General features: G+C 42.7%; 22 protein-coding genes. 10 read left to right on the top strand and 12 right to left on the bottom strand.

Annotation, left to right across the window (positions count from 1 at the left end; genetic code table 11):
* Nucleotides 1–406 precede the first annotated feature (406 nt).
* Complete coding sequence (locus tag M9899_07935; protein ID MCO5114089.1) at nt 407–1,222, top strand: siderophore-interacting protein; 816 nt, start codon at nt 407–409, stop codon at nt 1,220–1,222.
* Nucleotides 1,223–1,450: 228 nt separating this feature from the next.
* Here the strand turns inward: M9899_07935 and guaA are convergent, their stop codons facing one another.
* From guaA to miaB, 5 genes are read right to left on the bottom strand one after another with little or no spacing between them, the layout of a single operon-like run.
* Complete coding sequence (gene guaA, locus M9899_07930) at nt 1,451–2,986, bottom strand: glutamine-hydrolyzing GMP synthase (GenBank protein MCO5114088.1); 1,536 nt, start codon at nt 2,984–2,986, stop codon at nt 1,451–1,453.
* Nucleotides 2,987–2,995: 9 nt separating this feature from the next.
* Nucleotides 2,996–4,450 (bottom strand): IMP dehydrogenase, encoded by a 1,455-nt coding sequence (gene guaB, locus M9899_07925; GenBank protein ID MCO5114087.1) that lies wholly within the window; start codon nt 4,448–4,450, stop codon nt 2,996–2,998.
* 6 nt (nt 4,451–4,456) lie between these two features.
* Nucleotides 4,457–4,975 (bottom strand): gamma carbonic anhydrase family protein, encoded by a 519-nt coding sequence (locus M9899_07920; protein MCO5114086.1) that lies wholly within the window; start codon nt 4,973–4,975, stop codon nt 4,457–4,459.
* A gap of 20 nt (nt 4,976–4,995) precedes the next feature.
* Nucleotides 4,996–5,502, bottom strand: coding sequence for a hypothetical protein (locus M9899_07915; protein ID MCO5114085.1), 507 nt, complete (start codon nt 5,500–5,502; stop codon nt 4,996–4,998).
* Nucleotides 5,492–6,868 carry a tRNA (N6-isopentenyl adenosine(37)-C2)-methylthiotransferase MiaB gene (miaB, locus tag M9899_07910; protein MCO5114084.1) on the bottom strand — a complete coding sequence of 459 codons (1,377 nt, stop codon included), beginning with the start codon at nt 6,866–6,868 and terminating at the stop codon, nt 5,492–5,494. Before miaB ends, M9899_07915 begins: the two co-directional genes overlap by 11 nt.
* A gap of 333 nt (nt 6,869–7,201) precedes the next feature.
* Between miaB and M9899_07905 the strand changes: the two genes are divergently transcribed.
* The 5 genes from M9899_07905 (at nt 7,202) to M9899_07885 (ending at nt 13,666) form a co-directional block, all read left to right on the top strand.
* Nucleotides 7,202–7,717: a hypothetical protein gene (locus tag M9899_07905; GenBank protein MCO5114083.1), complete on the top strand. Its 516-nt coding sequence runs from the start codon at nt 7,202–7,204 to the stop codon at nt 7,715–7,717.
* 427 nt (nt 7,718–8,144) lie between these two features.
* Nucleotides 8,145–9,041: a hypothetical protein gene (locus M9899_07900; protein MCO5114082.1), complete on the top strand. Its 897-nt coding sequence runs from the start codon at nt 8,145–8,147 to the stop codon at nt 9,039–9,041.
* 400 nt (nt 9,042–9,441) lie between these two features.
* Entirely contained in the window at nt 9,442–11,202 is a 1,761-nt protein-coding gene (locus tag M9899_07895) for a mechanosensitive ion channel (protein ID MCO5114081.1), read from the top strand.
* Complete coding sequence (locus M9899_07890) at nt 11,199–12,314, top strand: hypothetical protein (GenBank protein MCO5114080.1); 1,116 nt, start codon at nt 11,199–11,201, stop codon at nt 12,312–12,314. The genes M9899_07895 and M9899_07890 overlap by 4 nt, the downstream gene beginning before the upstream one ends.
* The gene (locus tag M9899_07885; GenBank protein ID MCO5114079.1) at nt 12,311–13,666 is read left to right on the top strand and encodes a cation:proton antiporter; all 1,356 of its coding nucleotides are present in this window, start codon (nt 12,311–12,313) and stop codon (nt 13,664–13,666) included. Before M9899_07890 ends, M9899_07885 begins: the two co-directional genes overlap by 4 nt.
* On the opposite strand, the gene M9899_07880 is transcribed toward M9899_07885, so the two are convergent.
* Entirely contained in the window at nt 13,647–14,297 is a 651-nt protein-coding gene (locus M9899_07880; protein ID MCO5114078.1) for a hypothetical protein, read from the bottom strand. The two genes, M9899_07885 and M9899_07880, sit on opposite strands and share 20 nt — an antisense overlap.
* A gap of 223 nt (nt 14,298–14,520) precedes the next feature.
* Nucleotides 14,521–15,441 carry a hypothetical protein gene (locus tag M9899_07875; GenBank protein ID MCO5114077.1) on the bottom strand — a complete coding sequence of 307 codons (921 nt, stop codon included), beginning with the start codon at nt 15,439–15,441 and terminating at the stop codon, nt 14,521–14,523.
* A gap of 114 nt (nt 15,442–15,555) precedes the next feature.
* Here M9899_07875 and M9899_07870 point away from each other — a divergent pair, with 114 nt between their 5' ends.
* The 3 genes from M9899_07870 to M9899_07860 are packed head-to-tail and all read left to right on the top strand — an operon-like array spanning nt 15,556 to nt 18,178.
* Nucleotides 15,556–16,731, top strand: coding sequence for a thiolase family protein (locus M9899_07870; protein MCO5114076.1), 1,176 nt, complete (start codon nt 15,556–15,558; stop codon nt 16,729–16,731).
* A gap of 52 nt (nt 16,732–16,783) precedes the next feature.
* Nucleotides 16,784–17,485 (top strand): CoA transferase subunit A, encoded by a 702-nt coding sequence (locus M9899_07865; GenBank protein MCO5114075.1) that lies wholly within the window; start codon nt 16,784–16,786, stop codon nt 17,483–17,485.
* A gap of 51 nt (nt 17,486–17,536) precedes the next feature.
* Nucleotides 17,537–18,178 (top strand): CoA transferase subunit B, encoded by a 642-nt coding sequence (locus M9899_07860; protein MCO5114074.1) that lies wholly within the window; start codon nt 17,537–17,539, stop codon nt 18,176–18,178.
* 161 nt (nt 18,179–18,339) lie between these two features.
* On the opposite strand, the gene M9899_07855 is transcribed toward M9899_07860, so the two are convergent.
* Both M9899_07855 and M9899_07850 read right to left on the bottom strand, forming a co-directional pair.
* Nucleotides 18,340–18,594, bottom strand: coding sequence for a GlsB/YeaQ/YmgE family stress response membrane protein (locus M9899_07855; GenBank protein ID MCO5114073.1), 255 nt, complete (start codon nt 18,592–18,594; stop codon nt 18,340–18,342).
* Between the two features lie 88 nt (nt 18,595–18,682).
* Nucleotides 18,683–19,942, bottom strand: a complete 1,260-nt coding sequence (locus tag M9899_07850; GenBank protein ID MCO5114072.1) for an agmatine deiminase family protein — start codon at nt 19,940–19,942, stop codon at nt 18,683–18,685.
* 112 nt (nt 19,943–20,054) lie between these two features.
* Here M9899_07850 and M9899_07845 point away from each other — a divergent pair, with 112 nt between their 5' ends.
* Nucleotides 20,055–20,954: an arginine deiminase-related protein gene (locus tag M9899_07845; GenBank protein MCO5114071.1), complete on the top strand. Its 900-nt coding sequence runs from the start codon at nt 20,055–20,057 to the stop codon at nt 20,952–20,954.
* Between the two features lie 136 nt (nt 20,955–21,090).
* Here the strand turns inward: M9899_07845 and argS are convergent, their stop codons facing one another.
* The 3 genes from argS to M9899_07830 are packed head-to-tail and all read right to left on the bottom strand — an operon-like array spanning nt 21,091 to nt 25,438.
* Nucleotides 21,091–22,836: an arginine--tRNA ligase gene (argS, locus tag M9899_07840; protein ID MCO5114070.1), complete on the bottom strand. Its 1,746-nt coding sequence runs from the start codon at nt 22,834–22,836 to the stop codon at nt 21,091–21,093.
* A gap of 3 nt (nt 22,837–22,839) precedes the next feature.
* Nucleotides 22,840–23,916 (bottom strand): DUF4339 domain-containing protein, encoded by a 1,077-nt coding sequence (locus M9899_07835; GenBank protein ID MCO5114069.1) that lies wholly within the window; start codon nt 23,914–23,916, stop codon nt 22,840–22,842.
* Nucleotides 23,917–23,926: 10 nt separating this feature from the next.
* Nucleotides 23,927–25,438, bottom strand: a complete 1,512-nt coding sequence (locus M9899_07830) for a ChaN family lipoprotein (protein ID MCO5114068.1) — start codon at nt 25,436–25,438, stop codon at nt 23,927–23,929.
* Nucleotides 25,439–25,483 lie beyond the last annotated feature (45 nt).

The raw sequence follows: 25,483 nt of genomic DNA, 5'->3' as shown, positions 1-25,483 counted from the left end.
CAGAACTAAAGGCAAAATAAACTCTGGAAACTGCTCTTTAAGTTTTAATAGGGGTTCCACTCTACGCGCTATGGCTATGACTTTATGCCCAAGACTTGCAAATTTAATCACCGTCTTTTCACCAATACCCGCACTTGCTCCTGTAACTAAAACGATCATACTTATTTTTTCCTTCACACACTCGCATATTGCTTCAAATTTTGCTTTGTGTGAAGGAAAAATAAATTTGAAAATTCATATAAAATATTGCCAATATGCACGTCCCTCCTCAACCGCGTATCAGATAGAACTAAAGAAAATAAGGAAGGCCATTACGTTTTCATTTTCTCGCAACTAAGAGGCTAGAAAGGGAGTTTTGCTGACTAGGAATGAAAAATTGTGTAGTGTTAGGCTTTTGAGGTGAAGTATGGAACATGTATCGACTTTAAATACGGCTATTACGCGACTTAAGCATGATGTGAAGATCAGAAAACTGAAAGTCACACAGATCACACCCCTTTCACCTATTTTTACTCAAATTACTTTTTACAGCGAAGACCTTAAAGATTTTGTTACAGCTTCGCCCGATGATCATGTGAAGGTCTTTTTCCCTGACCCAGAAACAGGACACTATAGCATACCACGTTTAGGACCTGAAGGACTGCAAACCGAAGCAGGGCAACCAGAGCCTCTAATGCGTGATTATACTCCTATAAATTATGATTCAAACAACAACACGCTAGATCTCATTTTCTTTATGCGTGACAAAGGTGCTGGAGCACTTTGGGCCTGGAAAGCTAAAGAGGGTGATGAACTTTATATTGCAGGCCCAAGAGGGTCTTTCGTTTTATCTTATACATTTGATTGGTACCTCATCCTCACCGACGAATCAGGCCTTCCGTCATTGCAACGTCGCCTACAAGAAATGCCTAAAGACGCCAAAGGTTTAGTCCTTGCCGAAATTTCAAAGATGAGTGATGCCTTAAAAGTACAAACGGAAGACACACCTAAAGGTATGGAAATCCAATGGCTAGAACGAACAGCAGACCAAAGAGGCTATGGCAGTTCAGATTCTTTTCTAAAAGCTCTTGATGACTTCCAAAAACCTGAAGGCAATGGCTTTATCTGGATCAAAACCGAAAGCTACGTCGCTTTACAACTTAAAAACTACATTCTACAGAACAACATCACCCAAGACGAATGGATCAAAGCCTCTGGGTACTGGAAGCGGACTCGTTCTTAGAATTCTTGATTATACCTTAGAAACCCCCATCCGAGCGAGCAATGCGTATCCGACTTGCGGCATAGGTTTTGGATTGAGATTTAGCTTGAGGGGAGTCCCAAAGGGGTTTCTCTCAAGCTAAATCTCAATCCAAAAGTTATGACGAAAGCCGAAGACGCTTTGCACCCGAGTCGGCCCTGGGCGTTTTAGGTAGATATTTCAGTCAATTCAAGAGAGACGAGCAGGCAATCATTCCCACTCAATGGTGCCTGGGGGTTTGCTGCTCACATCATAAACGACGCGATTGACACCTTTGACTTCGTTGGTGATGCGATTAGAAACTTTGGTTAAAAATTCATGGGTGTAAGGATACCAAGTGGCTGTCATGCCATCCACAGAAGTTACGGCTCTTAAAGCGACCACTTTGTCATAGGTTCTAGCGTCCCCTTGAACGCCTACGGCTCTGACTGGGAGTAACACAGCAAAGGCTTGCCAGATTTGATCGTAGAGTCCTGCTTTTTTGATCTCTTCAATATAAATAGCATCAGCATCTTGTAAGGTGCGCACATCTTCGGGAGTGATTTCACCAAGGACGCGGATTCCTAAACCAGGTCCTGGGAAAGGATGACGCCCAATCAGGTAACTGGGGATATTTAGCTCTAAACCTATACGTCTGACTTCATCTTTAAAAAGTTCCCTTAAAGGTTCAATCAATTTTAAATCTAAGTCTTTAGGCAACCCTCCCACGTTATGGTGGGACTTGATGGTGACACTCGAACCCGTAGGAGACACGCTCTCGATCACATCAGGATAAAGTGTTCCCTGAGCAAGCCACTTGATATTGGAATCGTGAGGAATATTTTGTTTGAATACATCAATAAAGGTTTTTCCAATAGCTTTACGTTTAGCTTCTGGATCATCAAGACCTGCTAGCGCTTGATAAAATTGATCCGAAGCTCTTACACCTTTTACGTTTAGACCTAAACCATCGTAAGACTTTAAGACTTCTTCAAATTCATTTTTACGTAAAAGCCCTGTATCTACAAATACACAAAGCACTTTTTCAGGACCAAATATCTTGGTCAATAGTGTCGCCACCACACTGGAGTCCACGCCTCCAGAAAGGGCGCACAAAATCTTTTCATCTTTAGGGACTTCTTTTAAATATCTTTGAGTTAAATCTTCAATGATATTTGCAGGTTTCCATTTTTTAGAAATACGTGGGCACATTTTTACAAATACATCTAAAAATTCATTTCCCTTTTCAGTGTGAGTCACTTCTGGGTGAAACTGAAAACAAAGAATCCGCTCTGAAGCCATAGATGAGATCAAACCATTTTCACTCGTGGCAATCACTTCAAACCCTGAAGGCACTTGATCCACCACATCTCCGTGAGACATCCACACTTTGTAAGTAGACTGAGACAAAGACTTTGACTCCACTTTGATTTCAGAAAGTCCGTACTCGCGTGTGTCAGACTTGATCACCTGTCCACCGTACTGCTGTGCTACGAGCTGCATTCCATAACAGACCCCCAATACAGGTGCTAGGGCCTCTAGGTCCTTTACATCTCTTAGATAAGCCTCTGGATCTAATACCGATTGAGGGCCTCCGCTTAAAATGATCCCCGCAGGCTCAAGTTCTTTGATCTTTTCTAAGGAAAAATTAAAGGGGAAGATTTGAGAGTAAACCCCCATCTCACGAAAGCGTCGGGCAATCAATTGCGTGTACTGAGAACCAAAATCTAAAATTAAGACTCCCGATTGAATGTCTTTAGTCATCATGTCCTCTTGTTAATCTAGTCTGTAATTAGGAGCTTCTTTAGTGATGGTCACGTCATGCACATGGGACTCGCGCAGACCTTGGCTTGATATCTCCACAAATCTGGCTTTGTCTTGTAAATCCTGAATGCTTGTGGCTCCCACATAACCCATCCCTGACTTCAAGCCCCCAATGATCTGGTGAATGATGCCACTGACAGAACCTTTGTAAGGCACACGCCCTTCGATTCCCTCTGGCACAAGCTTGTCATGTTCAGACACACTATCTTGGAAGTAACGATCTTTAGAACCTAACTTCATGGCTCCAATACTGCCCATCCCGCGATACACTTTATAAGTTCGACCTTGATATAAAATAGTTTCCCCTGGGCTTTCATCACAACCTGCAAGCATATTTCCAAGCATCACGGTGTTAGCCCCCACAGCTAAGGCCTTTGTCACATCACCAGAGAATTTGATTCCCCCGTCAGCAATGATGGTCTTCCCTAGTTTTTTCGCCTTCTGGGCACACTCAATGATGGCTGTGATTTGCGGAACACCCACTCCTGAAACAATACGTGTCGTACAGATACTGCCTGAGCCTACGCCCACTTTCACCACATCCGCACCACGTTTGATCAGCTCTTCAGTGGCTTCAGCGGTGACCACGTTTCCTGCCACAACAATCACGTCTTTAAAATTTTGAGAGACCCATTCCACCATCTCTAAAACATTTTTAGAGTGCCCATGAGCTGTATCTACCGCAATCACATTGGCTCCTGCGGCCACAAGAGCTTCGACCCTTTCTTTTCCACCTGTGCCAATTCCTGTAGCGGCGCCGACTAGAAGCTGTCCTAAGGCGTCCTTAGTCGCTTTAGGATAGGTCTGCGCCTTTTCAATGTCTTTGATGGTGATAAGACCTTTAAGAACATTGTCCTTGTTCACAACAGGAAGCTTTTCAATTCGATGTTTTTGTAAAATCTTTTTAGCGTCTTCTAAGGTTGTGCCTTCTTTGGCTGTTACTAAATTTTCACTGGTCATCACATTCGCAATCATCTGACTGGTGTTAGTTTCAAATCTTAAATCTCGGTTGGTCAAAATGCCCACCAGCTTATCGCCCACAGTGATGGGCACGCCACTGATAGACCAATGTTTCATAAGCTCTAAAGCATCACTGACTTTATGTTCTGGAGAAAGAGTGATGGGGTTTTGAATCATCCCACTCTCATACTTTTTGACTTTCTCTACTTCAGCCGCTTGCTGTTCAATGCTTAGGTTTTTGTGGATGATTCCTAAGCCTCCGAGTTGAGCCATGACTCTAGCCACTTTACTTTCTGTGACCGTGTCCATGGCAGCCGACAGAACTGGAGTATTGAGGTGAATGTCTCTTGCAAAAAAGGTTCTGGGTTCCACTTCCGTAGGCACTGCTTCTGAAAATTGGGGCACTAACAAGATGTCATCAAAAGTTAATGATTTTTTAATTTCCATAGGGGCCTACTCCTTTTCGTTATTTTGATACCAAGATGATATTCTTAAATAATGATTTGCGCTATCTTGTAAAGAGGCGATCTCTTTTTCTGTCAATTTTCTAACAATCTTTGCAGGTCTTCCAATAATGAGTGAACCTTCTTCATACCTAGCCCCTTCAGTGACTAGAGAACCCGCCCCTACAATGCAGTTTTTAGGGATAATGGCATTGTCCATCACCACACTGCCCATCCCCACTAAAACGTGGCTCTGAATATGACAGCCATGTAGAATCACCCCATGGCCCACGGTCACATCATCTTCAACGATGGTTTCGCTCTTGTTGTAGCTGCCATGAATGATGGAGCCATCTTGAATGTTACTGCGTTTGCCAATGGTGATGGGGGCCACATCCCCTCTTAAAACAGCCCGATACCAAACCGAGCTTTGAGAGCCTATGGTCACTGCCCCAATGAGGTCTGCTGTCTCTGCCACAAAGGCGTCCTCGGCGATCTGTGGTGACTTACCTTTAAGTGACATCTGCATACCCGCTCCTAGGCTTAATTTTACATTAAATATTTTTGGCCGTGCTTACGCATGGTCTTTTCTTTGTTGAAATCCATGTGGTGAATGTCTTTGATTTCATCCTCACGAGTCGATTTGATAAATTCGTCTGTGGCAAAATACTGCATCTTAGGGTTGAGAGTCCCCAAAGAAAAAGCCTCATAAGCCAGCATATTGATGGTTTTAGCCTCTGCACCTGATTTGCTTTTCACCAGAGTTTTTAAAACCACCTTCGCCCATTGCACTCCTGCTTTGACCTCTGTGAACACGCAGCTTTCCACTTCGTAGTTAAAGAATCTTAAAATGTCTTGAGGCAAAGACCCAGGCGCACGGAAGAATCGGGCGATTGAAATATTATGTTGCATTTTGACTGGATTGTAAGGAAGCCACAACGGAAAAGAGAGAGCCTTTGCCGCGTCTTTAAATAAAATAAAGGGCACTTGATCTGCGCCCGCGATAACCAGTCCGTGAGGGAAAATAGGAATAAGTCCGTCGGTGTTATTGATCACTGTAGTTCAATTCTCCTCTTAAGGTTTGGGGGAAGGCCTTAGTGATCTTCACAGGCACCGTCTGCCCGATCAGATCTTTTTGCCCCATAAAGTGCACGACTTTGTTTTTAGTGGTTCGGCCTGTGGCCACTTGAGTTTCGTCATTGTAAGACTCTACAAGCACACCGTAAGTCTGATTTTCATATTCAGGGGCCAAAGCAAACGCGATTTTATTATGTTTATCAAAGAGCCTTTGTAAGCGGTCTGACTTTTCTTCTTCTGAAAGCTGGTCTTCCCATCTAGCGGCTTTTGTAAAAGGACGAGGACTGTACTTGAAAGCAAAAATGCTTTCGTAAGTCACTTCATCTAGTAAGCTGAGTGTATCTTGGAATTGCTCTTCGGTTTCTCCTGGAAAACCCACGATGATGTCTGTGGAGAACGAAACGCCTGGCAGATATTCAAAAATTCTTTTGGCTTTAGCAATATAATCTTCACGCGAATAACCACGGTTCATGCGTGCTAAAACCTCGGTGTTTCCACTTTGAACTGGAAGATGAATGTAATCACAGATTTTATTGCGATAATCCGCAGACACTTGCATCAGCTCTTCAGTGAAATCCTTGGGGTGGCTGGTGGTGTAGCGGATTCTTTCGATGTCTGTCTCGGTGCAGATTCCTTTCATTAGCCCCGCAAAGTTCACCCCACATTCAGATTTATAAGAGTTTACGTTCTGGCCTAAAAGTGTGATCTCTTTAACTCCTCGTCGAGTGAGCCCCTGAATGTCGCGAATCAGATCAGCATAAGGACGCGAACGTTCACGCCCGCGCGTAAAGGGCACAACACAAAATGTGCAAAAGTTATCACATCCCTTTGTGATATTGATAAAGGTAGAAACCCCTGGATTACGATTTAAAGTTTCAATATGGTAAGGTTTTTGATGCTCAAAACGAGCTGCCACCCAACGATCCCCCGTTGAATACACTTGGCTCACAAGCCCTGGGAGTTCATCAATGGCATCTGTTCCAAATACAAAATCTAAAACAGGTATGTCTTTTAAGAGTTGGTCTTTTTCCTGCTGACCTACACATCCACCGACCCCAATGCGAAGATTGGGGTTTTTCTCTTTCATCTTGCGATAACGACCGACTTCGGAGTGAACCTTATGCACAGGCTTTTCACGCACACTGCAAGAGTTGATGATGATCAAATCAGCACTGTCAGCAGCAGGCGCTACAGTGAAATTCATCATTTCAAGGAGAGAGCTCATCCGTTCCGAGTCGTTTTCGTTCATCTGGCAGCCATAGGTCGAAATGTGGTAACTGAGTCCTAAGCCCGTAAAGGCCTCTCTGACACCTTCGCCCTGTGCTCCACTTTTATACCTCTGAATTTGCGGCTTCTTTTTTTCTTTCTGGGTTTTTACTTCCTGAATGCTCAAACTCGTCCTCTTTTGATAATTCCCCGTTTTATATACTGGAAATGCCTAGGTCAACATGAGAAAAGCATAAGACTTTCCATAATTTACAGACAAGGGTTTACAGTCAGGAGAAATGGTGTATTCTTCGGCGACACTTACGGCCACTCCAACAGAGTGCCGTCATGTTTACCGCAGAAGAAATGGTGTACTCTTCTGCCCCATCCACTGGCAGTCCTCATAGATTGTATTAAATCTGACAGGTGGAAAAGCAGAGATTTGACCCACACCTCAATTTAGGAGGAGTTTATGGACCCACGTTTGCCCCAATCTAAAGCTTGGACCGCTTTACCTGAAGACTTTAAAACCCAGGTGATTGAGATTCTTGGGACTCACTTTCAAGAACAGGCTCAAAAGGGCAAATTTATGCTTGATGGGAAGATTTTTAAAAACGAAATTCTTATGCGCATTGGATATCTAGAAAAAAACGTCCTACGCCCTGTGCAATTTGACCTGTCCATCGACTATGACTCCAAAGCAGGTCAGCCCATGAAGTTTTTTGAAAACCTAGTCGACCTTGGAGCCAGCTTGCTGCAAGCCTACTTTAAAAATCCCGACGAAGACTTTCCCTATGAATGGCACGGGTTGGATTTTGAAGGCAAAACCATCTTTTTAAAACGCGACACCACCAATCAAGAACTTGAAGATATGGCCAATCAACTTTTGGGTGAAACGCAAGACCAAGAGCTCATTCACGGCGATCTTGAAAGCGATGAAATCGCAAGTATCGTAGAAACTTTAAGTCAAAGTCAAAAAAAGCACTAGAGCATTCGATGGCCCTTTGGTCTTCTTCTCTAAGATTCTAAATACCTGATCAAAACCCCCAAGAACCGACTCGGGTGCAAAGCGTCTTCGGCTTTCGTCATAACTTTTGGATTGAAATTAGATTTGAGAGAAACCCTTTGGGCTTCCCTCAAATCTAATTTCAATCCAAAACCTATGCCGCAAGTCGGATACGCATTGCTCGCTCGGATGGGGCTTTCGATCAGGTATTTAGAATCTTAGAGAAGAAGACCAAAGGGCCATCTCATTTTTGGGCGTTTGGTTTTGAGACCGAGTGGTCAGGTGGGGTATAAGCAAGATTAGCTTTGATATATTGTGGGTGTGTCTTAAAAACATTTTTTCATTTATACATTAAATTCCCAATCCTACTGCCCGATAGGTACTTGTTGTTTTGACAAGAGGGGTACGTATGCGCTTTGGGAAGGTTCTTTGTTTTGGGGTTTTATTATCGACTTTGTCTGGATGTAGTCTGTTAGAGGATTATTTAGCCAGTGCCATTGAAGCCACTGTTGTTCCCAGTGCTATCGCGGATAACTTGGGGGCTGTGACGCAAAATTTGATGGCAGCCAACAATCTGGATGAGCTAGATGTTGATATCTGTCCAGATGAGCCTATTCCTGGCTGCGTTACTGGAGAAAAAAATATCTCTTTAAACAATTGCCAAGTGCAAGACCCTTTCTCTTTTAAAGGCAGCTTAGACTTTAGCTTTTTAGATGCTGATGATGCCTCTATCAACGACTGCAAGATCGACACTGCTGGAGATAAAATTGTTCGTGAATTTGCGGCACAACTTAAAGGTTACGAAGCGATTACTATTAGCATTACTGGTGACTCGAATGGGGCGGGCGGTGGCTATGCAGCTCAAGGCCAACAGACCCTGACTCAAGGAGCAGATGCTCTGAATTGGACTTTTTCATCTACAGGAATCCATCGTAGAGGAAGTGCATCTACTGGAGTTTTTAGTCTTACACCTCTTGATCTCTCCACTCGCACAGGCACAGCCTTTAACGTCACACTTTCCGCTAACCCTGCCGATCCTTTTGAAGCCGATGGCGGAACTATCATTTTACATAATCGTGCAGGAAGTGATGCTTATAATGTCGAACTCGCAACCACCGCTAAACTTATTTACGACAAATGTAATTGCCCTACTTCAGGTAAACTCGAAGGAGCGGCCACAGGCGGAGGTCTCTCTGGAAGTGCCGCCGATATGTCTCTTGAGTTTATCTCATGCGGTATCGCCCACTTCACCTTCCGAGGCGAACTCCACGAAAACGTAAAATTAGACATGTGCGTAGGCTTATAATCTAAAATTTTATTTCTGAAGTGAATGTGCTATGTGAACACCGCATTCACTTTCTCACCACCCCACACACTGTGGGGCTTGTCTCTCTAGTTTGAATTTGTCTTTTATCCTTCAAAGACTCCATCCGAGCGAGCAATGCGTATCCGACTTGCGGCATAAGTTTTGGATTGAAATTAGATTTGAGGGAAGCCCAAAGGGTTTCTCTCAAATCTAATTTCAATCCAAAACTTATGACGAAAGCCGAAGACGCTTTGCACCCGAGTCGGCCTGGGGTCTTTGAAGGATAAAAGACAAATTAAAACTAGAGATACAAGCCCGTGGTTTAACGCGAGATTTTTTCTTGTCGTCCTCTAAAGGTCTGATTTAACATAAGTTCTGCTATCCTTTGGAAGGAGAATTTATGCTTAGAGCCTGTGCTTTTGCTCTTCGATCGGCCTTAGTGTTTCCTCTTATTTTGACATTGCTGATTATTACTGCACTTATAGTTTCTACTTCTTTACCCTCTTCCGTATGGGCCGCTGGTGTGAAAAAAGCAGAAACTTCAGCTACCGAAGTCCCTTCCGCACATATTCATCCAGAAAATGCAGTCATTGAGGAGCCCCCACAGAGTGATCCCTCCCAAGAAGGCGCAGCCTCAAATGAACCCATCCAAAGAGCAGCTAAAGCCACAGATTCTAAAGACTCCTTAGAAGACGAAAAAAGTCTTACGCCTTCTGCCCAAGATGAGCCTCTTTATAAAAATGTTGTCTTTCGTGAGCAGCCCGTTTTTAAAATTTACTATAAGAGCGAAGATCCACTTCCTGAACTGACTGAAAAAATAAAACAGGCCTCGGCGAATCTAGAAAATGCCATGAATGCTTCTGATACTTTAGAAGCCGACTCTAAGCTTGTGGACATTCTTATAAAAGAAGATCAGTCTTTAGAGGTTCGTGTTCGTGGATACAAGATTGTCAATCTAGATAAAAATGACCGTCGTGCTGCTGGATTTAAAACAGCCAGTGACTATAAGGAAGCACTTCAGACAGAACTCAATAACTTTGTGACAGAAGAGTTTCAAAGACTACATATTCAAAAAATCGCCCTACAGTTTTTTCTTTCCGTGTTTTTCGCTTTGATGGGCTTTGCGATCTTTCATCAAATCAAAATGTTCTTTAATCGTGCGGATCTGATGATCGAAGAAAAGAGAGAGAGCTTAAAACCCGTTGTCCTTATGTCTGAAACTCTTATTTCTCCACAAGCTTTGGGAGGACTGTTCGCTTTATTTTTGGTCATTGGACGAGTGGTCTCTTATATCGTTATTCTGTTGACCACCTTAGCGGCCATCCTTGGACAATTTGCTGTCACACGCACAGCCATGAGCCATGTTTTTGCAGAGATCTTCACTCAGGGTATCAAGTCCGTCCAGGCCCTACTTGAATCTTTACCTGGACTGCTTTTAGCCTTCATCTTACTTTTCTTTTGGAACCTTTCTCTTAAAATTTTAGATTTATTTTTAAAGGGCGTAAGGTCAGGTCGTATCTCTTGGAGTTTTTTACAAGAGTTTAGAATCTCTGTGGTGCGCTTTTGGGGAACAGCACTGTCATGTGTGATCTTTTTTCCTTTGATTGCGGCCGCTCTCTTTGGACGATTCAACACTCCTATTGAACACATCATCATTGCGGCAACCATCATACTCCTCCTTGCCACCCTGCCGCTTCTTGTCTCTGTGGCCACAGGCAGTTTTGTTCTCTGGCAGGGGGCTTTAGAGCTTGGTCAGTGGATTAAGATTGGTGATAAGCAAGGGGAAATCACAGAAATCTCTTTGTACAGATTGACCATCGTGCCTGAAGAAGGAGGACGAGTCTTTATTCCTATGGCTCTCTTTCTTTTTAAGAGTTTTACTCATAAGCGCGAATACAACAAAAAGACTTACCACTTTAAATTACAAAGGCAAAAGAGTTTAGAAGACACTTTAGAAGATCTTCGATCTCTTTTTACTGAAAAAAATATGGAGGTGACCCTAGAGTGCATTTCACTCAGCTCAACGCTTTATCATCTCTCTTTAGTTGTACCTCGTTTTTCAAGTAGCGTGCACACGGAGGTCTTAAGTACACTTTCCCGTGCTCACGACCAAGGAGTTTTAAAACTCAGCTCAGATTTAATTGAGGAACTTCTACCTTGAACGCGATTTTAATTTTATTAGGGATGTTCTCCCTTACTTTTTTTGTTGCTAATCTTGATTTTCTAAAAAAGGTCAACGCCTTTTCATTTATTTCTATTCCTATTCTTATTGGCCTTTTCTTTTCACCCACTCAAGGTCTGGTTCCCATTCTCCCCTCCACTCTAAGCGAGCTCTCTTGGGCTCTGAAGGTGGGACTCACTTGGATTGCTTTTTTAGTTGGGGCCCGACTGTGGAAGGTTCAACCTAGCCTTGAATCTGTCATTAAACTTTTGCCTTTTTTCTTAGGGCATCTGGTGTTCTTTTTTTCTACTCTGATTATCATTCATACTTTTGAATTTTCTGATTTAGACATGTTCAGTCTTGCTCCTTCGTCCATTAAACTTTTAGCCACATCACTGATTTTAAGCTCTGTGCTTTTCAGTTCAAAAGAAAATCCTTTTGTACTCTTCTTCTTTTTTATCAGTTTGCTTTATCTTTTTACGAACAATCTTTATAAATTCACTTATTTGAATCTTCTTATCCCTGTTGCCATTGGGTTTTTAATGGGACTTGTTTGTCGTTTGATCATTCCAGCAGACAAGTCTTTGAACACTCCTGGGCGTCTGACTTTAGCTGGAGTTTGTATTTTAGGCACAGGTTGGAGTGCAGGACTTGGTGATCTTGAAGTTTTAGTCGGACTTGGTTTTGGATGGTCTATGGCCACTTTGCATAATGTTCGTGTGCTTAATGATACCACACTCACTAAGACCTTGATCCCTTTAAAATTTGTGATCGCTTTATTTTGTGGAATGTTCATTACAATTACACCCAGTGTGATGATCATCGGTGTGTTACTGGCTTTAACCCGTTTTGCCATGAAGGCTTTGATTTTAAATTTTGGTCTTCGTAAAGCCAGCATCGAAGAGGTTTTGACCACCATCATTCCCATCTCCCAACTGGCTTTGCCCATTACCCTATCTTTGCATCTCTCTAAATTTCATAATGAAGATACTGGATTTATCTTAAGTAGTTTTTGTGTCGGGTTTATTGCTAATGACATTTTGTCTTTGATACTTGAATTTGCTAAACGTGATGCTTTGAACGCGAACACCAAAGAAGAGGTGGCTTCATGAGCAGCTCCCATGAGTCCGTAGATTTTAAAGTTGTAGGACAAAGCATCCTTGCCATCTTAATTGTGATTGCTGGTGTATGGGTCACAGAACATTTTTTAGGGTTAGAGTTTAAACGTAACGGACTATTTGGATTAGGATTTTTGGTCCTAGGGGGCCTGGTTGCTGGCCGACTTTGCTCTATTGTGGGGCTTCCAAGTCTTACGGGATATTTATTTGCGGGCCTACTTGCTGGGCCTTCTCTGTCAGGGGTTTTAGATCAGGAGCAGGTCGAACAACTTCGATTGGTGAATGGACTTGCTTTAGCCTTAATTGCTATGCACGCAGGCTCAGAGTTCACAGTGGAAATGCTTAGAAAAAATTTAAAAAGCCTTATCCACGCCACGTGGGCCCATATTGTTTTTATTGGTATAGGCATCACCGCCACTTTGATTTTAATGCGAGATCATGTTTACTTTTTTAAGGACCATGACTTTGCAACCGTTGTATCTATTGCGGTTTTGTTTTCCGTCATTGCGATTTCTAAATCTCCTGCTGCAGTAGTCGCTATTTTAAGTGAAACCCAAATCAAAAATCGTCTCTCAGAACATGCTTTGGGTATTGTGGTGATTCTTGATGTCGTTGTACTTATTATTTTTTCTATTGTTATGGCCTTTACCAAATCTACACTTGATCCCCACATGACTTTTTCTTTAAGTGGGATCAGTCCTTTACTTAAAGAGATTCTGGCTTCTATTTCGGCGGGAAGTTTTTTTGGGCTTTTTATTGCGGCTTACTTTAAGTTTATCCACAGAAACCCTATTCTTTTTGTGATCGCTATCTCTTATGGTGTGACCGCTCTGTGCTCTTATCTGCACTATGATACTCTTCTGGTGTTTGTTGTGGCGGGATTTGTGGTGACTAACTTTTCTAAACAGTCAGAAAAGCTGATTGAGTCCATTGAAGCACTTTCTTCTATCATCATGATCGCCTTCTTTGCCACTGCGGGGGCCTCTTTGCACGTTGAAGACCTGCTCAATATGTGGCAGCTGGTTCTGATTCTATTTGTTGTGCGTGTGGCACTTACATGGTTCTCAGAGTACACAGCCCAATCACTTGCACGCAGTACACCTGATCTGAAAAAATATGGCTTTACCCCTTTTGTATCGCAAGCAGGACTTTCCATTGGAATCTCTATGATTGTGTACGAACGTGTCCCTCACGTTGGACCACAACTGGCCACCTTGGCCATTTCTTTAGTGACCTTAAATGAAATTTTTGGCCCGATCTTATTTAAATGGGGCTTAAATAGAGTCGAAGGGATGAAAGAGTCTATAACTAAAGATAATTTATCTACTAATGAGGGTCTACAATGACCAAACGATCATTTGCAGTGTCATAGACAATGTTCATGATATTAAGATCAATAATGGTACGCTGGGTTCTTTGGTCTTTAATCAGCAGCACAACTGTAAAAAGCTCGCCATTTATCTCAATTTGACGAGCTTCAGTATAATATCCTCTTCGCTCTTTCCATAAGCCACTGATCTTTTCGGTCTCTTGGTCAAAACGTCTTAAGACCTCCATTTCCTTAAAACCCAAATCTTTTCGCAGCTCAAAAGTGGGATTGGTCCAACCCCCATTCTGGTCTGTGCGACGATGTGTAAGATGCAAAACGCTATCCCCATGAATATATTCTAGGTACATCGCAAGTCGTGCTTCAGAAACACCGTAAAGTTGAACCACCTCGATGTTTCCAAGAAGTCCCTGTTCCTTATACTGTCTGAGCCATCTTAGGCTTTCCACATTCTGAGCTAGTCTGTAAGCAGACCTTCCCCAAATTTCAGTATAAAAGTATTTGTGTACAACGTTGAAATGTTTGGCTCTGGGTCTAAATTTTAAGTAGGCTTCGCCCTCGGCCCCTTGTCCTAAAAACCATTCTTGCGCAAAGACTTTTGAGTTCTGGTTCTCTGAGTTTTTAGACCAGGCTTCGGTAAGTTGAGCCATGGCCTTTTCTCGTTCTTGTAGGTTTTGGGACTTAAAAATGTCAGCACTTAAATAATGCAAACACTGTGGCCTCGCCTTCGCGGGGATGGTCCCCAAGATGCACAATACAAAAAGACAAAGGCCCCGTTTCACATTCACCTCGATGGCTTAAAAAAGCGGAGTCTTTTATATAAATTACCTTATTAAAAATTTCTATCTAGGGAGAATATTTTGAAAAAATACCCTAGTAATCGTCCTCTGAAGACCCACGATTGTCACCGCGAATGCCACGCACTTCTTCTAAGTAGTTCTCGGCATCGCTGTCACTCATCGCTGCATCTGGATCATCAATTTCAAGTTCTTGAACGGCGGCTAAAAAGTCTTTCTCTGATTTGAGATCACTCTTCATCATTTCTAAATATTTATCAGGGTAACGCGCAGTAAGTTCATTGATGTAGTTCTCAAGCTTTCCTTCAGCTAAAATCTTTTTACGCAACTGAATCTTCTTCCAGTTTAAAAGATAGTGATAACGGCAATAGCTCTCTACCACAGCAGGAGCATCACAGCCCGCGAAACGACACAGCACACGTCCTTCCGCATCGGTCAATAGAACATCGGCAATCTTGGCCTTGCTTTCTACTTTGACTAAACCTTCTGTGATGGACTTAGGATCTACTTTAGGTGCGCTCACCTCTTTGGCTTGAGGGGCCTTTTTAGGCTTTGCACTCTCTTTAGGAGTCGCTATTTTTTTACTGGCTTTGGCACTGACTGCTTTCACGTTTTTGTCTGACTTAGATGCCTTAGCAGATCCTTTTTTAGCCGTAGACTCTGCTTTTGTTTTTTTCGCGGAGACTGGTTTTACTTTAGGAGCTTTACTGACAGCAGCTTTGGGAGCCTTAGCTGCCCCTTTAGGAGCAGTTGATTTTTTAGCCGCAGTCTTTTTTGCCGCTGCTTTTTTGTTTGTGGGTTTGGCCGCTTTGGGTTTAGCCACGGCTTTAGTTTTTTTTGCCGTCTTAGTAGTGGCTTTTTTTGCTACTTTTTTAGCTGTTGTTTTTTTGGTTGTCTTTTTAGCCGTGGTCTTGCCAGTGGCCTTCTTTTTCTTCGCAGCAGACATAAATAAACCCCTTAAAATATTAAACTTTGACTTTCTTTGATCTTGGCTCATGAGTCAACACCCTTATTAAAAGCGACGCCGCTATTTGCAGTCTTTGACAGGCTGGACTTTGACTTCTGGCCCAGTCTTTTAGATGTTTATACTCTCAATTTAAAGGGGGTCAATTTGTCTTCAAAAACGACTTATATCTATTCAGCAAAACGCACTCCAGTGGGTGCTTTCAATGGCGCATTGTCTGGTTTTTCAGCACCACAATTAGGTGCTATTGCGATTAAAGCCGCAATGGAAACTTCAGGATTCAACTCAGACCAAATTCAAGAGTGCATCATGGGGCAAGTGCTTCCCGCAGGAGCAGGACAAGCTCCCGCTCGTCAATCATGGATTGGTGCTGGTGGAGCCACCTCTACAGAGTGCATGACGATCAACAAGGTCTGTGGTTCAGGTTTAAAAGCCGTGATGCTTGCTGATGATTCTATTCGTTTAGGACGCAGCCAAGCGGTCGTATGCGGAGGACAGGAATCTATGTCTCAATCCCCTTACCTTCTGCCTCAAGCCCGTAATGGCTACAGAATGGGAAATGGTCAGGTCATTGACTCTATGGTTCATGATGGCCTGTGGGACCCTTACAACAATTGGCACATGGGAAATGCCGCAGAGCTTTGTGTTAAAGAGTACAAATTCACTCGTGAAGAGCAAGATCAGTTTGCAGAAAACAGTTACAAAAAAGCCCAAGCCGCTCAAGGCCAAGGAGTTTTTGCAGAAGAACTGGCCAAAGTGGAATTCACAGTGCGTGGTGCGACCACCACTGTGGATACGGATGAGGAACCTGGAAAGGCTCGTTTTGATAAAATTCCTACTCTACGCCCTGCCTTCGAAAAAGACGGCACCATCACAGCAGCTAACGCCAGTAAGATCAACGATGGGGCTGCGGCTCTGGTATTAGGAAGTGAAGATTTTAAAGGCACACATAAACCTTTAGCTCGCATTCTAGCTCAAGCTACTTTTGCCCAAGATCCTAAGTGGTTCACCACAGCTCCTGTGGGTGCGATCAAGAAGGCCCTTGAAAACGCTAAGCTCGGCGTGAATGACATTGATCTTTGGGAGATCAACGAAGCCTTTAGTGCAGTGACTATGGCCGCCCAAAGAGATCTTAAGATCGCCGATGAAAAAGTAAATGTGTATGGAGGAGCCGTTGCCATTGGTCATCCTATTGGAGCCAGTGGAGCTAGAATCTTCACCACACTTTTACATGCTCTTCACAGCAAAGATAAACAGTTCGGTCTTGCGACCTTATGTATTGGTGGTGGAGAGGCCGTAGCTGTTATTGTTGAGCGCGTTTAAATACAAATATTTTTATAACTTGAAGTCTATTCAAGTGATTGAGGTTTAAGCCATGAAAAGCAAAAAGATATACTCTTCAGCCAAGGACGCTTTAGAAGGCGTTAAAGATGGAATGACTCTTTTAGTAGGAGGATTTGGTTTATGCGGAATTCCCGAAAATTTGATTCTGGCCCTACGAGATACAGGTGCAAAAGATCTCACCTGTGTGTCTAATAACGCTGGAGTGGATGATTTTGGTTTGGGTTTACTTTTACAGACACGACAGATTAAAAAAATGATCTCTAGCTATGTTGGTGAAAATAAAACCTTTGCCGAACAATTTTTAAAAGGCGAACTGGAAGTAGAACTCACCCCCCAAGGAACTCTAGCCGAGCGCATACGCGCAGGTGGGGCTGGCATTCCAGGATTCTATACGCCCACAGGTGTAGGCACTGAAGTGGCTAAGGGTAAAGAGACCAAGGACTTTGATGGCCGTACCTATTTATTAGAACGCGCCATTATCGGAGACTTTGCTCTTGTCAAAGCCTGGAAGGCTGATACTTATGGAAATTTGGTCTTTAGAAAAACGGCAGCAAACTTTAATCCCATGATGGCCACTGCGGGTAAGATCACTGTCGCTGAAGTGGAAGAGATTGTGGAAGTGGGTGAACTTGATCCCGACCACATTCATATTCCTGGAATCTATGTACAAAGATTGATTCGCGGTGAACATTACGAAAAGCGCATCGAACAACGCACAGTTCGTAACGCTTAATTTCGGTCAAAGAAAGGCCTTCACCCACAAGCAAAGCAAAGGAGAACGAACATGTCTTTTAATGCGGGCTGGACAAGAGAAGAGATGGCACAGAAAGTGGCCACTGAAATTGAAGATGGGTATGCCGTCAACCTAGGCATTGGTATTCCTACTTTGGTAAGCAACTACATTGACGACAGTAAAAGTGTCATGCTTCAAAGTGAAAACGGTCTCTTAGGTATGGGACCTTTTCCTACAGATCAACAAGTAGACCCTGATCTGATCAATGCAGGCAAACAGACTGTGACAGCTGTAAAAGGGGCTAGTTTTTTTTCTTCTGCAGACAGCTTTGCCATGATTCGGGGGGGGCATGTGAATCTCACTGTATTGGGTGCGATGGAAGTGGCTCAAAATGGAGACATCGCCAATTGGATGATCCCAGGCAAAATGGTCAAAGGCATGGGGGGCGCTATGGACCTTGTGGCTTCGGCTCGTCGTGTAGTGGTCATCATGCAACACACTGATAAAGAGGGAAATTCTAAAGTCCTTAAAGAGTGTAAACTGCCTTTAACAGGTCAAAAGTGTGTGAACAAAATTGTGACCAACCTTGCTGTCTTTGAAATAAAAGATAATAAAATGTATTTACTAGAAACTGCCCCTGGGATCAGTAAAGACACTGTAAGACAGTACACAGAGGCCGAGTATAAAGACTAGAAGACAGACACCAAGTTTTGTACACTTGGCTTAATGAGCCACAAGTCAGTGAGACCTAAAAATAATACTCTTTGGGGTCACAGATTTGAAACTAAGGACGTCCTTTTCTGATTAAGGTGGGAGACTATTTGGTCGAGACACCCCGTGCCCCAGATTTGAAACTAGGGGCGTCCTTTTCTGATATAAGAAAGTAAAGACAGCAAGATCACGGCCCCAATTACAGAGCCGATAAAACCTGCGGCATCACCTGGATGGTAAAGCCCTACGGCTTGACCTAAGATTGTAGCTAGTGAAGATCCTAAAATCCCCACCACGGAAGTCAGTATAAATCCCATCTTGTCATTGCCAGGCTTAAAAAATCTTGCCAGTAGACCAATCACAAAACCAATTAGAATATTAACAATAATTCCCACCATAATGCCGCCGTTACCTTTCTTTAATACGTGTCTCTATGTGTTGTTGCTCATTCACTTCAAGCTTAATCAAAGACCCATTCCCTCGGGCTTAAGAAAGAAGCCAATCCCACCAAGAGCCACCTTGGTGGCTTTCAGTGTCTTCAAGACTCACATCTTGGTTCTGTGGTGTGTCTGACAAAGTGTCTCCTGTTTCTGGTGCTGTAGGGCTACTGTTGACAGAAGGTGTGATGTCCCGTCCTGCCATCACATCAATGACTCTATCGTAAGTCACATCCTTAGGATAAGTCATAGTAATACAGTGAATAGAGCCTGCGCCTTGATTAGATAAGGTTGAGCTATTGAGAGCCACCACTTTAAAACCTAAACTTTCATAAGTGCGGATCGCTTCCGTATCTGATCCTCTATTAAACACTGGAACAAAAACTTTATCCCCGATGATCAAAGAGTTCACATAGGTTTCATATTCACCCGCAGCTTCAGGAAGCATGGTGACCTTAAAGCCCTTGGACTCTAAAATTCTTTTATAAGCATGTTGATCTGTTAAAACATGATCATCAGAAACAAACTTCACCACTTCATCGGCATGGCCAATACCCACTAAATGAGCTAAGCGCACAAGATTCGTACAGCCATAGTGATTTAAAAAGATCTCATCAGGAATATCTTGTGTGGCCACTTTATTTACTACTAAACAATCCCCCTTAGAATTAGGAACAAAATTTCCGCCTTCATAGTAATAGCTAAAGGAAGTCATAGACGCCTGAAAGGCTTCGGCAAAAAATTGATCGGGTTCAAAACGATGATAGTATCTGGCGTTGACCACACCAAAATCCATATCGTTCATAGGAATGGCACGTTGTTTTTTCCATACTGGAACTGGAATGGCATCTCTAGCCCAAAAGCCTCTGTAACTATTAGGGATACTCACAATACGAATTTGATCTTTTGATTTAGCGTAACGAGCAAACTTGTTAAATACATACTCGGCTTGTGACGCAGAACCTGCATCTGTATAAATGATGGCGGTCATGCCTTCGGGTAAGTTTTCAATTAAGGCCTTTTTAATGTGTGAAGAGTTAAAGTCTTCATCGGCACTCATGATCAAATATCCTGCTTCATTGTACTCGGCATAAGGGTAAATCGTGTGAGTACGTTGAACATCCCAACCTTGAAGGCTTTGTTTTTGTAGCTGCTCGAAGTTGTGCGACTGCATCTTTTGAATGTCCGCTTTTGATGGAATGTGACTAGGTGCGCTTTGTGCGCTGGCCACTCCCATTGCAGCTATCAATGTAAAGACCACAGTACTAAACCGTGCTGCTAAATTAAATTTAATTTCCCTAACCCTCATGGTAATCCCCTTAGTTTTTATTGAATAAATTGGTTTTTATTCTTAAGATTTATACCTAATTATTATGCTAGACCTAAGTTTAGCGTGTCAAACCCGTTAAAAGGAGCACATTATGAGTGCAGAAAGCAAAACGTCCTCTATAGCTTCGTCCCTTGGAGATTCTCAATTGCATTCCATCAACACTATAATTATGGTTTCACCCACTCATTTTAAGGTGGATTACGCTATTAACCCTTTTATGACGGATGAATCTGGTCAATTAAAACAAGTGGATTCCAAAAATGCCCTTGAACAGTGGAATATCTTAAAAAATCTTTATAAGGATATGGGGCTCAGTGTTATTGAGGTTCCTGCCTCGCCTGATCATCCCGATATGGTCTTTACTGCTAACCAGCTTTTGCCATTTAGAAAAAGAACAGAAAATGGAACTGTAGAAACTCAATTTGTTCTCAGTCACATGGCCACAGCTGAGCGTGCTGGAGAAGTTTTATTTTTTAAACGCTGGGCAGAGTCTCACAATCACAAAACCGTACAGCTTCCCATTGGTCCCTTTGAAGGAATGGGGGATGCGCTTTGGAATTCCGATCAGTCGCAATTGTTTTTAGGTTATGGATTTAGAACTCACTTGCAAGTGGCTAAAGAGTTAGAACGCATCACCGAAAAACCTGTAGTGCCTTTAAAACTCGTCAGTCCTCATTTTTATCACTTAGACACTTGTTTGGCCTTATTACGTCCTGATGAGTGTGCCTATGTGAAAGAGGCTTTTGACGAGGCTTCTATCACGGAACTTAAAAAGCACTTCACGTCTTTAATCGAAATTCCTTTTGAAGAGGCTGTGAACGGGCTGGCTTGCAATTTATTTTGCCCCGATCAAAACACTGTGATCATTGATCAGATGAACTCAGGCACCATTGCAAGACTCAAAGATCGTCATTATGACGTGAAGGCCGTGGACACTTCTGAATTTAGAAAATCAGGAGGTTCTGTATTCTGTCTAAAATTAGCTTTTTAATAAAAACATTTTTTGCAGTCTATATCCTGTATTTATAGAACCCTTAAATGATTACAACTGAGTTCCTCTTATTCAAGATAAGAGGCCTAAGTGTAATTTACGTAAATATATTTAAGTTGTATTTCTTAGGTAGGATCTACATTTCTTCTGGAGTTTGGATATTTAACATCCTTAATCCTTCAGAAAGAACTTTGTTTGCACTATAAGTCAGATAGATGCGTTTTTCGATATCTGAAGGCTGATCCGCATTGAGAATGCGTAATTTATTATAAAACCCATTATAAGTTCTTGCGACATCCAAGACATAAGAGGCCAAAATACTAGGTTTAAACTTGTCATAGGAGTCAGTAAGAATTTGGCTGTAACCTAAGAGCAAACTGCATAAGTTGAGCTCTTCAGTTTCAAGCTCCACTTCACTCACATCAAACTTGCTCATGTGCTGTTCAAAGTCTGTATCGGAAATATTATGTTGCGATTTATACTTACGCAAAACACTCTTGCATCTCACAGCGGAATATTGAATGTAGGGTCCACTGTCTCCTTCAAAATCCAGAATACGATCCCAATCAAAATCCACATCACGCACACGATCATTGATCAGGTCATTAAAAATGATCGCCCCCACACCAACTTGTTCTGCCACAATGTCTTTGGCTTTTAGGTCAGGGTTTTTTTCTTGGATGATCTCTTTTGCTAGCTCTACAGATTTATTTAAGACATCTTCTAAAAAGATAGCACGTCCTTTGCGGGTGGACATTTTGCCGATATTTTTAAATCTATACATCCCAAATGAAATATGATGACAGTCCTTAGCCCACTCATACCCCATCAGTTCTAACACTTTAAACACTTGGTTAAAGTGCAGAGTCTGATCCACACCCACCACGTAAAGATTCACATCACATTTTAAAACATCATGGCGATAGATAGCACTGGCCAAATCACGAGTGGCATACAAAGAAGCCCCGTCACTTTTTGTGATCAGACACGGTGGAACATCCTCACCCACTTCTACCACATAAGCCCCTTGACTGAGTTTAAGAAGACCTTGATCTTTAATCTTTTGAACTGTTCCCTCAAGTTGATCCGAGTAAAAAGATTCTCCTCTGACTAGATCATGCTTAACTCCCAAGCGATCCCAAAGGTGTTGGTATTCTTTTAAAGAGATCTCTACAAACATCTTCCACAAATCTGTAACTTCTGGGTCTCCTGCTTCTAACTTTCTAAACGTGGCGGCTCCATGCTCATCATATTCGGGATTGTTTTCGGCTTCGTCATGAAAACGCACATACATATCAAATAAAGATTTAAACGGGGCTTTTTCAAAGTCGTATTCGCTTTTCCATTGCTGATAGGCCCATGCTAGCTTTCCAAACTGCACACCCCAATCGCCTAAGTGATTTAGGCCAATGACCTCAAAGCCTTGACTGGCGGCTAGATTTCTTATCGCTTGTCCGATCACAGTAGCGCGCAGATGACCAATGTTCATAGGCTTAGCCACATTAGGAGAAGAGTAATCAATCACCAGTCTTTTCCCATGTCCTTGATCACCATATCCCATAGCTTCTTGGCCCAAGAGCCCTTGAAGTTCTAACATCAAAAATTCAGAGGTGAATTTAAAATTGATAAAGCCAGAAACAGATTCGCAGCTTTGCAAATAATTTATTTTTATATCAGAAATCTTTGAGGCATACTCAGTCGCAATCGCAGGTGGAGCTTTTTTAAGTTCTTTGGCGAGCAGAAATACAGGCAAAGACAGCTGCCCCATGCTAGGATCTTTGGGCTTTTCTAAAAGTTTTTGAATCTTTTCAAAATCTAAGGGGGTGTTCGCAAATACAGTAAAGATGTCGTGGGCCAGTTGCTTCTTAATTTTATTGTTCATTCTTTATTGTGCCTCAGAAAATACCAGTTGATGATGAGCAAAGAACATAGAGGACTTATTCATCCCAAGTCCAGAAGATTTTGACGGTGGAGCCAGTACAGATGTGTCCTCTTCAGGCATCTCGGCAGTAGGGGCATTAGGATCAGGAATGACAAACGCCTTTACCACTTCGGCCCCCTCAGCCTGGGCCCATACTTTGTAAGAACCTGGTTTTAAATCATAGGGATAAAGAGGTATACGCATACTGCCAGAACCTTTTGAAGGAATGATCAGTCCCGCTCCCCCCTTAATGGTGAAGATTGGTTTTTCATCCATATCTAGTAAACGTACCACAAGTTTTTCTTTTACTTTTAAGTCCGTTCTGACCATCAGATGTCTTGGCGTTTCCAAACTGTAATCTTGCACGGTGATGTAGCTGACCTTAAGATTCATTTCAGGACCTAACATCCATTGTTTGATTAGACCGTTATATTTAAAATCTAAAATTAAAGCTAAGGACAGTGCCAAACCCAAGAGCACATACGTGGACCGACGTTGAAGCAAAGAGGTTTGTGGCTGGACTTCTATGTCTTCTTCCACTGAAACTCGAGTGCGCTTGAGGCTGTCTGGAGCTAGCTCCGCAGGAGGAGCGCTGTCACCTAATAGCGCGTCCTTGGGATCTTCTATGAAATCCAAACCCCTTACACTTTCCCAGGGCTCAAGCATTTGATCTTTGTTTTTTTTGCGCGTGGGAGGGGCAGCCGTCTGAGGTTTTAAAGTCTCCGCAATCTCGGCTCTGTACTTCACAGGTTTTTCTTCAATGAACTCTATGGTTTCTTTTTTCACAGTTTTAATATCAATGGGAGGTTTTCTAGAATGGTAAAAACTAGATTCTTCATAAATGCGACGCCAGTCTTTCCACCCTTGCCTCCAACAGTAATCTGTCGGCTTAAGAGCTCCCTGTTTCATCAACGCGCACACCTCAGTCGTGGAGTAAGGTCCTTTAGGAATCCATCCCCCCTCTGGGTCTTGCACAAGTGCTACCCAGTCAATGTCGCGATCTGCATCTTTACCCTTACCAAAGCCTTTTAATGTATCCATAGTTTTCTTCTCAATTGAGGTTCTCTTTGTTTTCTAATTTAGCATTTAAAAAGTCAAACATTGCCATAAATTTAAGCGAATCTATAGGAAGAGAAAAGTAATGCACCAGTTGCTCACGTCTGACCAAACCTAACCTATAAGCCTCATAAAGTCTCTGGCCCATCATTTCTCCAAGAATAACGCTGGCTTCCATCTCAATATGCCAATCTGTGGGTTTGCTGACAGGCGTTCGCACCTCACCTCTTTGCGCTTTTTTAACCACCGACAATCTAAAATCTAGGGCATATTGCAAGACTTCAATGGCGTACTCCTTCTCCCCTTGCGCCTCTAACTGGGCTTGTAGGTCCTTTTCACTGATGGCCTGTCGTTTAGGATTGATGGTCAGACTTAAAAAGAACGACACCGCCTCTATCCACACTTTGGCTTCAAAAGACAGAGAATCCTCCCAAATGATCTTGTGACGTCCTGAAAGCTGGGCATGTAGAATTTCTCCAGCAAGACTGGCCGCTTGATTCACCGTGGTTCGGCCTAAGTACTGCACGCCTTGAGTGGGTAAGACCAGATTTTTTTCTGTCGCGATCACATACTCTAAACGCTTTAGGTCCTCTTTACCTAGATTCTGTTGATACATGTGCTCTAGATCCATTTCGCTTGAAGAGTACACCGACAGTGTGGAGTTCATATCAGGCAGTTCAAAATCAGCCACTAAAAGAGACAGCAATTGCGCGATGTATTCTGTTAAGTCCACATCCCACTCTTCGCAGTCATCAATGAACTCATCGTCTAACTCTTGCAGACTTAAAAGATAACTCTGCCACTTCACCCACGGGGGGGAGCTTAAAATACAAAAACGGTCTTCAAGCTTAAGAACATCAAAACGATCCTCTACGGCATGTTCCGCCAACTCGAAATACAAATCTTCAGAGTTTAATAAAATACGCACGTCACGCTTGGGTTCATAAGATGGAATGTGTCGAGGCAAATGAGCATCCGCAAGATGAAACTCTCCATAAACCACATAGATCAAAGCTTCAGGATTTTCTTTACTGAGAGTTTCAATCTTGTGTCCCGAAAAGGCATCCCGTTCTTTCAGAGACGAAATGTCCATAGAGTTAATCCCCACCACGGGAACTTGGAGCTTGCGCGCCCACAATAAGAGCCGCTCATACCCATTTGTGGGAATACCTGGCCAACGTGAGGACCAATCACACTGATCCCAAAAGTCTGTGACCTCAATCTTACCCTCCAAAAAACGCTGCAAGAGTTTTTGGTCCTTCTCTTCAAACACTTCTAAGGCCAAAATAATATTTTTAGGACTTCGTTTTTTAATCTCACGCAATAATCTTAAATGCGTGCGCTGGGATTGAGAAAAAGGATGAAAATCCCCTCCTAAAATCAAATGAGCATGCTCTATACGACGAAATATCTCTTCATTGTCACTGACTTCCCACACTTGGCTAAAGAGCTCTTGGTATTTGGATTCGTACTTGGCAAGCTCTAAAGTGGGGGGGCCCAGAATCAAATCTACTTGTTTCTTTAAAATCTCATAAAAATGACGTCTTGTCTG

The organism is Pseudobdellovibrionaceae bacterium, assembly GCA_023954155.1.
GTDB lineage: Bacteria > Bdellovibrionota > Bdellovibrionia > Bdellovibrionales > UBA1609 > JAMLIO01.
Note: the sequence above shows the minus strand (reverse complement) of the source record. Positions and strands in the feature narration are given on the sequence as shown.

Bases quoted from the DNA above. Each gene is read 5' to 3' on its own strand.
- M9899_07935 (MCO5114089.1), top strand. From the start codon at position 407: ATGGAACATGTATCGACTTTAAATACGGCTATTACGCGACTTAAGCAT.
- guaA (MCO5114088.1), bottom strand. From the start codon at position 2,986: ATGATGACTAAAGACATTCAATCGGGAGTCTTAATTTTAGATTTTGGT.
- guaB (MCO5114087.1), bottom strand. From the start codon at position 4,450: ATGGAAATTAAAAAATCATTAACTTTTGATGACATCTTGTTAGTGCCC.
- M9899_07920 (MCO5114086.1), bottom strand. From the start codon at position 4,975: ATGCAGATGTCACTTAAAGGTAAGTCACCACAGATCGCCGAGGACGCC.
- M9899_07905 (MCO5114083.1), top strand. From the start codon at position 7,202: ATGGACCCACGTTTGCCCCAATCTAAAGCTTGGACCGCTTTACCTGAA.
- M9899_07900 (MCO5114082.1), top strand. From the start codon at position 8,145: ATGCGCTTTGGGAAGGTTCTTTGTTTTGGGGTTTTATTATCGACTTTG.
- M9899_07895 (MCO5114081.1), top strand. From the start codon at position 9,442: ATGCTTAGAGCCTGTGCTTTTGCTCTTCGATCGGCCTTAGTGTTTCCT.
- M9899_07885 (MCO5114079.1), top strand. From the start codon at position 12,311: ATGAGCAGCTCCCATGAGTCCGTAGATTTTAAAGTTGTAGGACAAAGC.
- M9899_07880 (MCO5114078.1), bottom strand. From the start codon at position 14,297: ATGGCTCAACTTACCGAAGCCTGGTCTAAAAACTCAGAGAACCAGAAC.
- M9899_07875 (MCO5114077.1), bottom strand. From the start codon at position 15,441: ATGAGCCAAGATCAAAGAAAGTCAAAGTTTAATATTTTAAGGGGTTTA.
- M9899_07865 (MCO5114075.1), top strand. From the start codon at position 16,784: ATGAAAAGCAAAAAGATATACTCTTCAGCCAAGGACGCTTTAGAAGGC.
- M9899_07860 (MCO5114074.1), top strand. From the start codon at position 17,537: ATGTCTTTTAATGCGGGCTGGACAAGAGAAGAGATGGCACAGAAAGTG.
- M9899_07855 (MCO5114073.1), bottom strand. From the start codon at position 18,594: ATGGTGGGAATTATTGTTAATATTCTAATTGGTTTTGTGATTGGTCTA.
- M9899_07850 (MCO5114072.1), bottom strand. From the start codon at position 19,942: ATGAGGGTTAGGGAAATTAAATTTAATTTAGCAGCACGGTTTAGTACT.
- M9899_07845 (MCO5114071.1), top strand. From the start codon at position 20,055: ATGAGTGCAGAAAGCAAAACGTCCTCTATAGCTTCGTCCCTTGGAGAT.
- argS (MCO5114070.1), bottom strand. From the start codon at position 22,836: ATGAACAATAAAATTAAGAAGCAACTGGCCCACGACATCTTTACTGTA.
- M9899_07835 (MCO5114069.1), bottom strand. From the start codon at position 23,916: ATGGATACATTAAAAGGCTTTGGTAAGGGTAAAGATGCAGATCGCGAC.